Here is a 15,003-nt window from a genome sequence, read left to right on the forward strand (position 1 = left end):
CGACGACGCCGGGCGGCCCCACCGCAGCCCCGCCGCCCTCGGCGCCGCCGGTCTCCGGGCAGCCCGGGCAGCCCGCCTGGGCGCCCGCGGGCCAGCACCCGTACCAGGCCGGCCAGCCCGGTTCCGCCCCGCCCTACCCGGGAGCGCCCTGGTACGCCGGCCAGTCCGGCTGGACCGGCAGCCCGCAGCCGACCTCGCCCGGCGGGCAGCCGGGGTATCCCGGGCCGCACGCGGGCTACCCGGGCGGCCCGCGCACCGGCTACCCGGGCGCGTCGCCCACCGGCTACCCGGGCGGCCCGGCCACCGGCTACCCGGGCGGCCCGCCGACCGGCTACCCGGGGCAGCCGGCACCGTGGACACCGGCACCCTCCAGCGGGGTACGGCCGGCCCGGATCGCCAAGTTCGTCGGTGCCGGTGTCGCGGTGTTCGCGCTGATGCTCGGCAGCGGCGTCGCCGGTGGGTCGCTCGCCCTGGCGTTGAGCGACGGGGGTGGGATCACCCGCACCTACTCCGCCGCGCCGGTCATCGACAGCGCCGACCTGCCCCGCATCGCCGCCTCCGTGCAGGACAGCGTCGTCTCGATCAGCACCGGCAGCGGCGAAGGCTCCGGGGTGGTCCTCACCGCCGACGGATTCGTGCTGACCAACAACCACGTGATCGCCAGCGCGGGCGGTGGCGCCAGTGTCCGGGTGTTCTTCATCGACGGCACCAACGCTCAGGCGCAGGTCGTCGGCACCGACCCGAAGACCGACCTGGCCGTGTTGAAGGCCAGCGGGGTACGCGATCTCAAGCCGGCCACCTTCGGTGACAGCGATGCGATGCAGGTCGGCGATCAGGTGCTCGCGCTGGGCAGCCCGCTCGGCCTGCAGGGCTCGGTCACTGCGGGCATCCTCAGCGCCCGGGACCGCACCATCCAGGCCGGCGGCGGGCAGCAACTGCCCGGCCAGGCGGTCAGCTCGATCTCGGGGCTGCTCCAGACCGACGCGCCGATCAATCCGGGCAACTCCGGCGGCGCCCTGGTCAACACCCGGGGCGAGGTGATCGGCATCAACACCGCGATCGCCACTGCGGGACAGGGCAACACCGGCAACATCGGTGTGGGCTTCGCCATCCCGAGCAACAAGGCGAAGGATGTCGCGGACAAGCTCCAGCGGGGCGAGAAGATCAGCCACCCGTCGCTCGGCGTAAGCGTGAGCAACGCGCCGGACGGGGGTGCCGTGATCAACAACGCCAACCCGGGCAGCGCCGCCGAGCGGGCCGGGCTGCAACGCGGGGACGTAATCACACGATTCGGCGACAAGGCGATCAACGACGCGAACGATCTCGTCGGTGCCGTGCAGGCCGGCAAGGTCGGCGATCAGGTCGAGGTGACCTTCCAGCGAAACGGGGCCGAGGCGACGACAACCGTAACGCTCGCCGAAGCGTCCTAATCGAAGAACCTTCCTCCCTCGGGGCGGCGGGTGGCGCGGCCAAGGGGGTTGGCCGCGCTGCCCGCCGCCCTCCTCCGTCTGCCGCCCGCCGCCCTCCTCCGTCTGCCGGGCGGCCCGCGAGAGCCACCTCCGCCGCCCACCGCGGGTTCACCCCCGCTGGGTGAACCCGCCTCACCCACTCGGCGGGCAGCCTCTTTTCGGTGAAGACCTCGTGCGGCGGAGGGGATGCCATGACCACCACGGCAGCGGCTGCCCGGACCGATGACCGGATCCAGCGCGACGTGCTCGACGAACTCGCCTGGGACGCCCAGGTGCGCTCGAATGACATCGGGGTGACCGTGCACGGCGGTGTGGTGACCCTGACCGGCCAGGTGGACAGCGCCGCGCGCAAGTGGGCCGCAGTCCGCGCTGTTCAGCGGATACGCGGGGTGCGAGTGGTGGCCGACGACATCGAGGTACGTCCGGTCGGGCCGATCGACATCACCGACGACGCGGTGGCCCTCGCGGCCAGCCGGGCGCTGGAGTGGAACAGCTTCGTGCCGGCCGAGCGGCTCGACCTGACCGTCTCGAACGGCTGGGTGATGCTGCGGGGCGAGGTGGAGTTCGGCTGGCAGCGGCGTACGGCCGAACGGGAGCTGCGCCGACTGCGGGGCGTACGCGGCGTGACCAACCTGGTCGAGGTGGTCCCCGCCGCCCCCGCCGACGTCGACCGGATCCGCCGCGACGTGCAGCGCGCCCTGCTGAGGGGGATCGGCACCGAGCGGATCACGGTCGAGGTGCACGACGACACGGTGGCCCTGAGCGGGGTGGTGCGCTCCTGGTGGGAACGCGACCAGGCGGAACGGGTGGCCTGGTCGGCCGAGGGGGTGTGCGCGGTGCGGGTCGACCTGCTGGTGGGCGGCTGAGCGGCGTAGCCGATGTCCGGTTTGCCGGTGTCGACGCCGGGAAAGCGCTCCGGTCCGGCGGGATCTCGGCGCCGGGCGCCGGGATTGACGCACCCGACCGACGGGGGAGGACTCGTGCCCGACAACCACGCCGCGGGTAATCAGGGTTTGCGGATCGCGATGGTGGTGCCACCGTGGCTGTCGGTGCCCCCGCCCGGCTACGGAGGGCTGGAGCAGGTGGTGGCCGGCCTGGTGGACGCCCTGGTCGACCGGGGCCACGCGGTGACCCTGATGGGTGCCGGGGATGAGCACCGCACCGCCGCCGAGTTCCTCGCCATGCTCGACGACCTCCAGTACGACCGGCTCGGCGAATCGTTGCCGGAACTGGCCCACCTGGCCCGGGTGAATCATCTGCTGAGCATGGCCGACTTCGATCTGGTGCACGACCACACCACGGTCGGCCCGCTGGTCGCTGGCCGACGCGCGGTGCCCACCGTGGCGACGGTGCACGGCAACCCGGTGGGCGAGTACGGCACGGTGCTCAGCGACACCGACCGGGGCGTCGGCCTGGTGGCCATCTCGCACGCCCAGCGTCGGCTGAACCCCCGGCTGCCGTGGGTCGGCACCGTGCACAACGCGATGGAGACCGAGCTGTTCCCCCGCAAGAGCGAACCCAGCCACGGCCCGGTGCTGTGGCTGGCCCGGTTCAGCCCCGACAAGGGGCCGAACCTGGCCATCCGAGCCTGCCGCGCTGCGGGCCTACCGCTGGTGCTGGCCGGCAAGTGCACCGAGCCCGCCGAACTGGGCTATTACGACGAGGTGATCCGGCCGATGCTGGGCCCGGATGTCACGGTGGTGCTCGACGCCGACCGGGATGCGGTGCTCCGGCTACTGGTCGAGGCGTGCTGCCTGATCATGCCGATTCAGTGGGAGGAGCCTTTCGGCGTCGTGATGCTGGAGGCGATGGCCACCGGCACACCGGTGGTGGCGCTGCGCCGGGGGGCGGTGCCGGAACTGGTCCGGCCGGGAGTGACCGGGCTGATCTGTGACCAGGCGGACGAGTTGCCGGCGGCACTGCGCGCGGCCTCCGGTCTCGACCCGTCGGAGTGCGTGGCGCACGTCGCGCAGACCTTCTCCACCGAGCGGATGGCGGCCGGCTACGAGGCGGTGTACCGGCGCTTCCTCGCCGGGGGGTTCCCGAACGGCCGAGTGCGGGAAGCGACCCGCAGCACGCCGGGCTGATGCCGGTCAGGTCCGCGCGGCGCCGAGCGCGGCGATGGCCGCGTCGAGCTGTTGGGCGTACGCGGGGCTCAGCGCCTGCTCGCCGAGCCGGGTGGCCACCTTCTCGCGCAGCCGCGCGACTCCCGGCCCCAGCTCGCCATCTCCACCGGCCACCGCCCGGGTCAGGTTGCGCAGCTCGTTTTGCAGGTCGAGGCCGACATCCTCGCGGATGCCGCCGTCGGCGAGACCGGCGCCGATCACCGCTTCGAGCCGGTTCGCGGCCTCGGTCAGGGTGTCCGTCCCGCCCGGCTGGGGCCGTGCGGTGGTCGGGCTGGGCTGGGGAGCCGGAGTGGTCGACGGCGCGACCGGTGGCTGGGCGCTGGCGGTGTTCTCCGGCGGGGGCGGTTCGACCTGCCCGGTCGGGCCGTCGCTGGGCAGCGCGGCGGGCGGCTCGCCGCCGTCCTCCGGGAGCAGCGCCGGAACGGCAAGTGCTGCGGCGACCAGGATCGCCGCCGCGGGCACCAGGAAAGCAGGGCGTAGCAGCCGCGATGGCCCGGACCGTCGTTGGTCGGGTTCGGAGCTGTCCGGATCCGGCCCGGCGGGCCCGGTGGCCGCCTCCTTGTGGGGCTGGCCGCTGGCGGCCGATTGCGACGTCGGGGCGGCAGCGCCCGGTGACGCGGCGGCAACGGCCTGGGGCGTGCCGGCGGGAACGGCGCCGTGCGGCTCGACCGAGGGGAGCGCCACGGTGGGGACGAGCATCGTGCTGGCCTGCGGATCGGCCGGCAGCAGATGGTCGCGGAGCACGGTGGCCACCTGGCGGGCGGTGGGGCGGTCGGCCGGGTCGCGGGACAGGCAGCGCAGGCAGACCTCGGCCACTGTCGGTGGCAGGCCGGGCACGCCGGCGAGCGTGGGCGGTGCGCCCTCAGCCAGTGCGACGCTGAGTTCCTCCCAGGTGTCCGCCGGGTACGGGACCCGGCCGGTCAGCGTCTCGTACAGCAGCACGCCGAGCGAGTAGACGTCGGTCGCCGGCTGGGCCGGCGCCCCGTCGAGCCGTTCCGGCGCCACGTACGCCGGGGTGCCGAAGGTGGCGCCGTCCTCGTCGTCGTCGGGGGTGCCGATCCTGGTGGCGATGCCGAAGTCGAGCACCTTGGCGCCGACCTGGGTCATCATCACGTTGGCGGTGGTGACGTCCCGGTGCACGATGCCGAGCCGGTGCGCGCTGGCGAGTGCGTCGGCGACCTGTGCGCCGATCTCCACCGCCTCGGGCCAGGGCAGCGGCCCCTCGGTGAGCCGGAACTCCAACTCCTCGCCGGAGAGCAGTTCCATCACCACGAACGAGGTGATGGAGCCGTCCGGCGACACCGTCTCGCCGTAGTCGTGCACCGACGTCACGTGCGGGTGGACGAGTTGGGCGGCGGCCCGGGCCTCCTCGCGGACCATGTCGCGGAACCGGGCGTCGGCGGCCAGTGACGGGGCGAGCACCTTCAGCGCGACCACCCGGTCGAGCACCTCGTCGCGGGCTCGCCAGATCACCGACATGCCACCGGCGCCGATCTGGTCGATCAGCCGGTATCTGGTGGCCAGCAACCGGCCAGGCTGCAGCGCTGGCTTCAAGAAATCGCACCTGCCTCTTAGGTGGGAGCGGTATCAGGTTGCGGGAATGTTGCTTCGCTGTCAACGGCACGGCGGGCCATCGCTGTCGACCCGGATCCGATCGGTGCCGGGGATCGCTGGGGTACGCGCAGCGAGCGACGCGACGGACGGCGGGCGCTCGGGCAGATCAGGATGACCGCGCTCGAGCGGGGCGTGCCAGGATTGACGGCATGGGGCGGGGACCGGTGGCGTTCGTGCTCGGGGGTGGAGGTGTCCTCGGCGCGGTGGAGGTGGGCATGTTGCGTGCCCTGTTCCGCGCCGGGATCCGGCCGGACATGGTGCTCGGCACGTCGATCGGCGCGGTCAACGGGGCCCTGGTCGCTGCCGATCCCTGCGAGGCGGTCACCGACCGGCTGGTGCGGCTCTGGGCCTCCCCCGAGGCGAGTGAGGTGTACGGCGACTCGGTGGCCCGGCAACTGCGTCGCTTCGCCGCCCGTACCCACCTGCACTCGCCCCGGCCGCTACACAAGCTGCTGGAGAGCGAGCTGGGCGCGGAGACCACCTTCGCCGACCTGAAGATCCCCTTCCGTTGCTGCGCGGCGAACATCGAGCGGGCCGCGGAGCACTGGTTCGTCAGCGGGCCGGTGGTGCCCGCGGTGCTCGCGTCGGCCTCGGTGCCCGGGTTGTTGCCGCCGGCACGCATCGGCGATCAGCACTACATCGACGGCGGGATCGTCAACTCCATCCCGATCGGTGAGGCGGTTGCGGCCGGTGCCGGCCGGATCTTCGTACTCCAGGTGGGCCGGATCGAGCGGGCGCTGGCTCCGCCGCGGCGACCGTGGGAGATCGCCCAGGTCGCGTTCGAGATCGCCCGCCGGCACCGGTTCGCCCGGGAGATGGCTGCGCTGCCCGAGGGCGTGGAGGTGCACGTGCTGCCGACCGGCGGGCTGGAACCGCGCGACGACACGCCGTGGGCGTACCGGGACATGGCGGCGGTGGGCCGGCGGATCAGCCGTGCCTACGCGGCCTCCCGGCACTACCTGGCGAACCTGGAACGCTGATGCCGCTGCCTCCCCGTTGGCTCCGCCGCCTGCTGCTGGCGCCGGGCGTGGTGCTGCTGGTGGTCCTGTTGGTGACCACGGTGCCGCTCTGGGCGTTGCTGGCGGTGCTGCTGTCCCCGTTCGTTCCGGGAAGGCTACGGCCCCTGCGGCTGTTGTGGCTCGGCCTGTTCTACCTGCTCTGGGACGCGGCGGCGCTGCTGAGCCTGTTCGGGCTCTGGGTCGCCTCCGGGTTCGGCTGGCGGGTCCGCTCACCGGCCTTCCAGCGCGCCCACTACGTGCTGGCGGGCTGGTTCCTGCGGGTGCTGTTCTGGCAGGCCCGGTGGACGCTGCGGCTCAGCCTCGAGGTGGTCGGCACCGATCCGGACACCGCGATGCCCGGCCGGCCCGAGTTGGTGCTCTGCCGGCACGCCGGTCCGGGTGACTCCTTCATCCTGATCCACGCCCTGGTGAACTGGTTCCGGCGCGAGCCGCGGATCGTGCTCAAGGACACCCTTCAGTGGGACCCGGCGATCGACGTGCTGCTCAACCGGCTGCCGAGCCGCTTCATCGCGCCCGGTCAGGGCGGCCCCGCCTCGCTCACCGAGCAGGTCGGGCACCTTGCGGTCGGTCTGGACGACGACGACGTCTTCGTGATCTTCCCGGAGGGCGGCAACTTCACGCCGCGGCGGCGGCTGCGGGCCATCGCCCGGCTGCGCGACCGGGGGTACGAGCGCATGGCGCTGCGGGCGGAGGCCATGCGGCACGTGCTCGCCCCGCAGCCCGGCGGGGTGCTGGCGGCGTTGGACGCCGCACCGGACGCCGGGGTGATCTTCGTGGCCCACACCGGCCTGGACCGGATGCTCACCATCGGTGACGTGTGGCGGGAGCTGCCGATGGACAAGCGGCTCGTGATGCGATTCTGGTCGGTGCCGCCGGAGGAGATCCCGGCCGGGCAGCAGGAGCGCATCGACTGGCTCTACGAGTGGTGGAGCCGGATCGACCGGTGGATCGCGGAGAACCGAGAAAGTGTCGCGTAGGGTGCGCACGTGAACCTGATCGGCCTGGTGACGACGGTGGTCGGCGCGCGGCTCGAGCAGACCCGCCCCTGAGTACGCGCACTCTGGTGCGGGCGGTACCCGCCTGTCGAGGATGACACCGTGGACAACCACTACCCCTGCCCGGCGTGCGGTGCGGCGGCGCACCTCGCCTCCGGTTGCACCGGCTGTGGCCGGCCGCCGCACCCCGCTGCCGCCGAGGTGACCCGGCTGAACCGGGAGATCGTCGTACTCGACGCGGAGGTGACCCGGGCCCGCCAGACGTACGAAGGGCTGGCCGGCCGGCTGGCCGCGGCCCGGCAACGGCGCAACGAACTGGCCGCCAGGGTGCGGGCGGAGTTCCCGGTCCCGGCCGCCGCTCCGTTTCCCCCGGCGCCGGTTGCCGCCATCCCGATGGCTGCCCGGGGTGCCGCCGTTCCGGGTGCCATCCCGCCGGGTGCCGCCGTTCCGGGTGCCACCCCGCCGGGTGCCGGCGTCCCGGGTGCCCGCGCCGTTCCGGTGAACGGCGGTTGGGTGCCGCTGCCGGCGGCGCCGGCAGCGGGCCGGTCGGGTGGGGCGGAGACCTCGACCCGCACCGTGCAGGGGCTGCTCTTCGTCCTGGGTGGGCTGCTGCTGGGCACCGCGGCGACGGTCTTCACCGCGGTGGCCTGGGCATCGGTCGGGATCGCCGGCCGGGCGTTGATCCTGTTGGCGTTCACCGCGCTGCTGCTCGCCGTGCCGATGGTCGCGCGTTGGCGCGGGCTGCGCGGCACCGCCGAGACGTTCGCCGCCGTCGGGCTACTGCTGGTGGTGCTGGACGGGTACGCGGTGTGGACGGTGGACCTGTTCGGGGTGACCGGTTGGCCGGGCAGCCGATACGCCGGGCTGGTGGCGACGGTCAGCGCGCTCGTCGCCGCCGGGTACGCCCGGCTCAGCCGGCTGACGGTCCCATGGTTCGCCGCGTTGCTGGCCGTGCAGCCGGTGTTGCCGCTGCTCGCCGCCGAGGCGCGCCCCGAGCCGGCTGGCTGGGCCCTGGTCTTCGTCGGGGTGGCGCTGGTCGACCTGTCGGTGGTCGTCGTGTTGCAACGGCGCAGGAGCGCCGCGGTCGAGGGGGCCGCGACGAGCCCGGGGGCCCTGCTCGGCGGGCAGGTGACGGCCGCTACCGGGTACGCCGCTGCACTGCTGCTCGCCGGGGGCTGTGCGCTGGTGCCGCTGCTGGTCGGCCGGGCGGGCGGCGTACCTCTGCTGGCCGGTGTGCCGATGCTGCTGGTGGCGTTGACCGTGTTCGCGGCGGCGCTGCTGCTGGGGGGCGGGACGGCGCGGGCGGTCGCGGCCGGTGCGCTGGTGCCGGTCCTGGCCGGTGCGCTGCTGCGCCCGGCGGTGGAGCTGCGGCCGTCGGTGTCGCTGGTGGTGGCGGCGTTGATCGTGGTGGCGTTGACCGGTGCCGTACGGCTGCTTCCGGCCGGATGGCGACCCGGTCCCCGGATCGGTGCGCTGCTGGTGGCCGGCGGCGGCGCGGCGGTGACCACCTTGATGACGGTGGTGCTGGCCAATGTCGCCGTGGGCCGGTCGGTTCCGCCGTGGCGGGGGGCCACGGCGGGGCCGGCCTTCGCCTGGGGCTGGCAGCTGCCGGTCGCGGTGGCCCTGGCTTTGCTCGCCGTGGGCTGGTTGCTGCCTCGGGCCGCCCGACCGTCGATCGCGGCGGCCGGCGTGGCCGTGACCGCGCTCGCCGCGCCGGTGGCCTGGGCCGCGCCGTGGCCGGCGGTGGTCGCCATCGACCTGGTGGTCGGGGCGGCGGTGTCGGCCGCCGCGGTGGCCCGCCCGGCGGGACGAGGGGCGACCGCGCTGACGTCGGCGCTGGCCGGTGCCGTGCTGCTCGGGCACGGGCTGCTGGTCGGGCTGGCCGGCCCGGCCGGTGCCGGTGCGGCCTGTGCCGTGATCCTGGCGGTCGGCCTGGGGGTGGCCGTCACCGGCCGGCACGGTGGGCCGGTGCAGAAGCGGGTGTCCGGGTTCGGGCTGCTCGCGGCAGTGCTCGTGGTGCCGGTCGGAGCGGCGGTCGCGCTGATCGGTGCCGGGGCGCCGCCGTGGTGGCAGGCCCGGGCCGCGCTGGCCGCCGTTGCGCTGCCGGCGGTCGGGCTGCTCGCGCTGCGTCGATCCTGGCCCGACCTGAGCGGGTACGCCTCGGCCGGGCTCGCCGTGGTGGCGGTGCTGACCGGTCTGTCGCCGTTGGTGGTGCCGGGCGGCGAGCGGGTGACGGCCTACGCGGCGGTGGCGGCGTTGCTGGTCGGGCTGGCCGGGTTCCGGACCCGCCCGTCGGCGGTGTTGCCGGTGGCCGGGCTGGGCCTGGCCGCGGTGGCGGTGCTGGCGGCTCTCCCGGTGGTGGTGACGGCCCTGGTCACCCCGTACGGCCCGCCGCCCGGTATGTGGTCTGGCGTGCCGGACGCCGAGCCTGTCCCGGGCGCGTGGCCGGTCGGTCTCGCCCTGGCGGTCCTGGCCCTGTCGGCGGCGCTAACCCTCGCAAGGAAGGGCCCCCTGTTAACGCCTGCGGTAGAGGAAGGGCCCCCTCTTAACTCCGCCAGCTGGCGAGTGGCGGCGGTGGTGCTGCCGTTCGTGGCGGCTGCCGGGCTGGTGCTGCTGGTCGCCGGCGGAGCCCCCTGGCCGGTGGTGCCGGCGGCGGCGCTGCTCGGCGGCGTGGCCCTGCTGCTCTTCGTCGCGTTGGCCGCGCCACGCGGTCCGTTCCTCGGGGCCGCCGTGCCGGTGGGGCTGGTGCTGACCGGGTCGGGGCTGCTCAATCTCCAGGCCACCCGGGCGGGCACGCTCGCCGGGCTGGGTCTGCTGGTGGTGGCAGCGGCCAGCGCCGCGGTGGCCGGGCGGCATCCCGGCGTACGCCTGGCCGGTTGGCTGCTCGCGGTCACCACGGCGACGGCGTTCGCGGTCACCGCCCCGCTGGCCGGTGGGCAGCCGCTGCGCACGGCCGGGTTGGCGGTGCTCGGCGTGGCGGCCCTCGCCCTCGCCCTCGCCGCCGTGGCACCCGAACGTTGGCACGCCGTTCCGCAGGTGGCCGCGCCCGCCGGTGCGGCACCCGAACGTTGGCACGCCGTTCCGCAGATGGCCGCGTCCTCCGGGCCGGGGGGACCGCAGGCGACCGCCTACGCGCGTGCGGTGCGGGTCGTGCCGACGATGCCGCGGGTGAGCCGTGTGCTCGACGCGGCCGCGCAGGCGGTGGCGCTGCTCGCGCTGCTGCTCACCCTGGGTGCGCCCCGGCACGGCGCGACGGTCTGCGTGCTCTGGGGCGTCGCCGTCGGGGTGCGGCTGCTGCGCCGGGGCGAGTCGACCGGCCGGCGGTGGGCCTTCGCGGCCATCGCCGGAGGCAGCGAACTGCTCGCGACCTGGTTGTTGCTGAGGGCGGGCGGGGTGACGGTGCTGGAGGCGTACACCCTGCCGCTGGCGGTGCTGGCGCTCGTCCTGGGCGCGGTGGCGCTGCGGAGTTGGCCGGGTCTGACGAGTTGGCTGGCGCTCGGGCCCGGCCTGGCCGCGGTGCTGTTGCCCAGCCTGGCCGCCGTGCTGGTCGGTGCCGAGCACCACCCGTGGCGGCGACTGCTGCTCGGGGCCGCCGCCCTCGCCGTGACGCTGCTCGGGGCCGCCCGCCGCTGGCAGGCGCCGGTGGTGCTGGGCGGCGGGACCCTGGCCCTGCTCGCCCTGTACGAGCTGGTGCGCAGCTGGGACCTGCTGCCCCGGTGGATCTACCTCGGCGCCGCCGGGCTGGCTTTGATCGGCCTGGCCGCCACCTATGAGCGGCGCCGCCGCGACCTGCGCCGGCTGCGCTCCGCGGTGACCCGGATGACCTGAACCGGCGTCGTGGTACGGGCGCACCCGGCGACGGGAGAGCCCGTACCACCGACCGGTAGGCCGAAGTCTGAGTAGCTGCCCCTGTTTCGCGGCCGTCGGCGCTGCCCCCAGCGCTGTGGACGGGGCTCACCGGTAGGGTCTGGCCATGGCAGAGGTGCTCACCGCCGAGGCGGTACGAGACGAGCTGGGTGGGCTGGCGGGCTGGTCGGGAGACCCCGCCGGGATCACCCGCACGGTGGAGCTGGCCAGTTTCCCGGACGCCATCGAGGTGGTCGACCGGGTCGCCGTGGCGGCCGAGGAACTGGACCACCACCCCGACATCGACATCCGGTGGCGCACGGTCACCTTCCGCTGCGTGACGCATTCGGCCGGTGGGGTCACCCGGCGCGACATCGAGTTGGCTCGGCGGATCGACGAGATCGTGGGGGAGGGCCGATGAGATTCGAGATCAGCAAGGTGCTGGACGCGATCGAGGGTCGGGTCTGCACCGACCCTCAGCTGGTCCGGGCGGTGATCGACCTGGCCGAGATCATTCGGTACCAGGACCTCGACGGCGGGCGCCCGGCCAGCACGCTGCGTCTCGGTATGGTCATCGACGCGCTGGCGCGCAGCCTGGAGGAGGACAGCGTCCCGGTCTACGCGGTGGTGCACCGGGGGGTGCTCTCCGACGCCGACCTGACCTCCAACGAACGCATGGTGGTCCGCCGCTGGGCCGACGACGGCCTGGTCGAGGTGCTCGACAACCCGGGTGACCGGATGCTGGAGGTCGCCGACCTGCTCGGCTTGCCGGTGCTCAGCCGGGTCCGTTTCGACGGCCTGCGCGGGCGGTTCCCCTGGCTGGTCGAGCAGCCTGGCCGGGCGCTCGCGCCGGTGCCCGGTGCCGGCGGGCCGGTTTTCATCGCCCACGTCGGTGGCGGTCACACGCCGGTGCCCGGGCCACCGTCGCCGGCCGCGGCGAAGCTGCTCGCCCGGGAATGGCGCTGCCCGGAGTCGGGCTGCAACCTGTTCGGCGGTGGTGGCGGAGGCGGTGCCTTCGCCGACCTGGCCCGGGTGGACCGCGCGCCGACCGGCCAGCCACCACCGTCACTCCGGGGCGGCGTGCCGACCTGTCCTCGGCACGGCACCCGGCTCCGCGACGTCGGGCCCCGGCCGCGCAGCGAGGTCCTCGCGGTACGCGTCGGCGGCCTGATCCGGCGTCGCTTCGTGCTCACCGAGGAGCAGCCGGTGACGGTCGGTCGGGCGCCGGACGGCTCCAACGGAATCATGCTCGGCCAGTGGCTCAACGACGAGGCCCGCCGGTGGATCAGCCGCAGCCACCTCCGGTTCGAGCTGCGCGGCGCCGACGTCGTGGCCACCGACGTGAGCACCAACGGCTCCGGCATCCGGCCGGCCGGCTCGATGGCGGAGGCGGACCGCATCCCCCTGCCACCGCAGCAGTCCCGGGTCCTCGGCGCCGGCGACATGGTGGAGCTCTATCCCGGCGTTCAGATCGCTCGTCCGGGAGACCTACCGGCCGGCGCACCGTACAACCCCGACTCGGTGATGTCCGAGGCGCCCACCATGGCGATGCGCCTGCCCCGCTGAGCCAGTCGGCGTGACGGAGGCGGGCGCGGGGACCACGCCCCGGCGCCCGCCGCTGTCGTTGCGATCGCTCAGCCGGCCAGCACGGCGGCCAGTTGCGCCACCGCGTGGTCGATCTCCTCGGCGGTGATCACCAGCGGTGGCGCGAGCCGGATGATCGAGCCGTGCGTGTCCTTGGCCAGCACGCCACGCTCCATCAGCCGTTCGCAGGCTTCCCGGCCGCTCATCAGCGCCGGGTCGATGTCCAGACCGGCCCAGAGCCCTCGGCCACGAACCGCGACCAGGCCCTTGCCGACCAGCGCGCGCAGGCCGGCGTGCAGCCGCTCGCCCAACTCGGCCGAGCGGCGCTGGAACTCGCCGGTGGCCAGCAACCGGACCACCTCGTTGGCCACCGCGCAGGCGAGCGGGTTCCCGCCGAAGGTGGAGCCGTGCTGGCCCGGCTTGAGCACGCCCAGCACGTCGGCGTCGGCGGCCACTGCGGAGACCGGCACGATGCCACCGCCGAGTGCCTTGCCCAACAGGTACATGTCCGGCACCACGCCGTCCTGGTCGCAGGCGAAGGTGGCGCCGGTGCGGCCCAGGCCGGACTGGATCTCGTCGGCGATGAAGAGCACGTTCCGATCGGTGCAGAGCCGGCGGACGCCCGGCAGGTAACCCTCCGGCGGCACCACCACGCCCTGCTCGCCCTGGATCGGCTCCAGCAGCACCGCGACGGTGTGCTCGTCGACCGCGTCGGCCAGCGCGGCCAGGTCGCCGTAGGGGACGATCCGAAAACCAGGGGTGTACGGCCCGAAGTCGGCCCGCGCGTCGGAGTCGGTCGAGAAGCTGACGATGGTGGTCGTACGCCCGTGGAAGTTGCCTTCCGCGACCACGATGTTGGCCTGCCCGGCCGGTACGCCCTTGACCTGGTAGCCCCACTTGCGGGCCACCTTGATGCCGGTCTCCACGGCCTCGGCGCCGGTGTTCATCGGCAGCACCAGGTCCTTGCCGCAGAGCGCCGCCAGTTCTCGGCAAAAGTCGGCGAACTGGTCGTGGATGAAGGCCCGGCTGGTCAGCGTGAGCTTGTCGAGCTGGGCGTGCGCGGCGGCGATCAGCGTCGGGTGTCGGTGGCCGAAGTTCAGTGCGGAGTACCCGGCCAGGCAGTCGAGGTAGCGCCGACCGTCGACGTCGGTCACCCAGGCGCCCTCGGCGGAGGAGATCACCACCGGCAGCGGGTGGTAGTTGTGGGCGGTGTGGCGCTCCGCATCCTGCACCGCGGCCGGAGTCCGCAGCATGTCCTCGATCACTGGCTCGCCTTTCCCTGACGGAGTCGCAACGTGCAGCACTTCGGTCCACCGCCGGCCTTGCGCAGCTCGGACAGGTCGACACCGATGGTCTGGTAGCCGCGGTCGCGCAACTGCGCGGCCAGGCCGGTGGCCTGGGCAGGCAGTACCACGTGCCGGCCGTCGCTGACCGCGTTGAGGCCGAGCACCTCGGCGTCGGCCATGCTGGCGTGCACCGCGTCCGGGAACAGCCGGCGCAGCACGGCCTGGCTGCCGGCGCTGAACGCCTCGGGCAGGTAGGCCACGGTCTGCTCGTCGAGCACGGTCAGCGCGGTGTCCAGGTGGTAGAAGCGCGGGTCGACCAGCTGCATGGTGATCACGGGATAGCCGAAGACCTCCTGCAACTGAGCGTGCGCGGCGTGCGCGGTGCGGAAACCGGTGCCGGCGAGCAGGTGATCGCCGGCCAGCAGGATGTCGCCCTCGCCCTCGTTGACGTGCTTCGGGTCGTACATCTCGAAGCCGGCGGCCTCGAACCAGGCGCGGTACGCGGGCGCCTCGTCGGCGCGCTGCGGGTCGCGGAACTGCACGGCCATCGCCTTGCCGTCGATCACGGTGCCGCCGTTGGCGGCGAAGACCATGTCGGGCAGGCCCGGCAGCGGGGCGATCTCCTCGACGGTATGGCCCAGATCACGGTAAACCTGGCGCAGCCGCTCCCACTGACGCACGGCAAGGTCGGTGTCGACCGGTGCGGTCGGGTCCATCCACGGATTGATCGCATAGTCGACGGCGAAGTACGTCGGCCGGCACATCAGGAAGCGCTGGCGGGTGGCGTCCATCGTCATTGTCCTGCTCCCAGGGTCTCCGCGCGCCCGGCCACCGTCGGCCAAGGGGCTGGCGCCGTTTCTCAACGTTATGCGGCGCCGACCCGCAGGATCCACCGCCGAGCATTGCAGAAATCGGCTGATCGTTGCGTGTATGCCGCACCTGTCGGCTGTTCGTTGCGTGGGTCGAGAGGCGGAGACGACGTCAGGGGCGGCGAAAACGCCGCCCCTGACGGGAGAGTGCGCCCGGCTGGTGAACCACCAGAACTGGTCGGGCTTCGGCCGGTA

At 73.9% G+C, this 15,003-nt stretch carries 11 protein-coding genes; 8 read left to right on the top strand and 3 right to left on the bottom strand.

What is annotated here, in order from left to right; all coding sequences use genetic code 11:
* The 3 genes from Vqi01_RS18030 to Vqi01_RS18040 all read left to right on the top strand — a co-directional run.
* The coding region (locus Vqi01_RS18030; protein ID WP_239098474.1) for a S1C family serine protease at nt 1-1,430 on the top strand (1,430 nt) is incomplete at its 5' end.
* Between the two features lie 230 nt (nt 1,431-1,660).
* On the top strand, nt 1,661-2,335 hold the full coding sequence (locus Vqi01_RS18035) for a BON domain-containing protein (protein WP_204035974.1): 675 nt from the start codon (nt 1,661-1,663) through the stop codon (nt 2,333-2,335).
* Nucleotides 2,336-2,494: 159 nt separating this feature from the next.
* Nucleotides 2,495-3,556 carry a glycosyltransferase family 4 protein gene (locus Vqi01_RS18040; RefSeq protein WP_204036023.1) on the top strand — a complete coding sequence of 354 codons (1,062 nt, stop codon included), beginning with the start codon at nt 2,495-2,497 and terminating at the stop codon, nt 3,554-3,556.
* A gap of 6 nt (nt 3,557-3,562) precedes the next feature.
* Here Vqi01_RS18040 and Vqi01_RS18045 read toward each other — a convergent pair whose 3' ends face one another.
* On the bottom strand, nt 3,563-5,149 hold the full coding sequence (locus Vqi01_RS18045) for a serine/threonine-protein kinase (protein WP_204035975.1): 1,587 nt from the start codon (nt 5,147-5,149) through the stop codon (nt 3,563-3,565).
* 209 nt (nt 5,150-5,358) lie between these two features.
* Between Vqi01_RS18045 and Vqi01_RS18050 the strand changes: the two genes are divergently transcribed.
* The 5 genes from Vqi01_RS18050 (at nt 5,359) to Vqi01_RS18070 (ending at nt 12,635) form a co-directional block, all read left to right on the top strand.
* Nucleotides 5,359-6,189: a patatin-like phospholipase family protein gene (locus Vqi01_RS18050; protein WP_204035976.1), complete on the top strand. Its 831-nt coding sequence runs from the start codon at nt 5,359-5,361 to the stop codon at nt 6,187-6,189.
* Nucleotides 6,189-7,205: a 1-acyl-sn-glycerol-3-phosphate acyltransferase gene (locus Vqi01_RS18055; RefSeq protein ID WP_204035977.1), complete on the top strand. Its 1,017-nt coding sequence runs from the start codon at nt 6,189-6,191 to the stop codon at nt 7,203-7,205. The genes Vqi01_RS18050 and Vqi01_RS18055 overlap by 1 nt, the downstream gene beginning before the upstream one ends.
* A 120-nt stretch (nt 7,206-7,325) precedes the next feature.
* Nucleotides 7,326-11,051 (top strand): SCO7613 C-terminal domain-containing membrane protein, encoded by a 3,726-nt coding sequence (locus Vqi01_RS18060; RefSeq protein ID WP_204035978.1) that lies wholly within the window; start codon nt 7,326-7,328, stop codon nt 11,049-11,051.
* Between the two features lie 145 nt (nt 11,052-11,196).
* On the top strand, nt 11,197-11,490 hold the full coding sequence (locus tag Vqi01_RS18065) for a 4a-hydroxytetrahydrobiopterin dehydratase (RefSeq protein WP_204035979.1): 294 nt from the start codon (nt 11,197-11,199) through the stop codon (nt 11,488-11,490).
* Nucleotides 11,487-12,635, top strand: a complete 1,149-nt coding sequence (locus tag Vqi01_RS18070) for an FHA domain-containing protein (protein WP_204035980.1) — start codon at nt 11,487-11,489, stop codon at nt 12,633-12,635. The genes Vqi01_RS18065 and Vqi01_RS18070 overlap by 4 nt, the downstream gene beginning before the upstream one ends.
* A 68-nt stretch (nt 12,636-12,703) precedes the next feature.
* Here Vqi01_RS18070 and rocD read toward each other — a convergent pair whose 3' ends face one another.
* Nucleotides 12,704-13,918: an ornithine--oxo-acid transaminase gene (gene rocD, locus Vqi01_RS18075; RefSeq protein WP_204035981.1), complete on the bottom strand. Its 1,215-nt coding sequence runs from the start codon at nt 13,916-13,918 to the stop codon at nt 12,704-12,706.
* The gene (gene ddaH, locus Vqi01_RS18080) at nt 13,915-14,730 is read right to left on the bottom strand and encodes a dimethylargininase (protein ID WP_204036024.1); all 816 of its coding nucleotides are present in this window, start codon (nt 14,728-14,730) and stop codon (nt 13,915-13,917) included. Before ddaH ends, rocD begins: the two co-directional genes overlap by 4 nt.
* Between the last annotated feature and the right edge of the window lie 273 nt (nt 14,731-15,003).

It is taken from the genome of Micromonospora qiuiae, from assembly GCF_016863555.1.
GTDB classification, from domain to species: domain Bacteria; phylum Actinomycetota; class Actinomycetes; order Mycobacteriales; family Micromonosporaceae; genus Micromonospora; species Micromonospora qiuiae.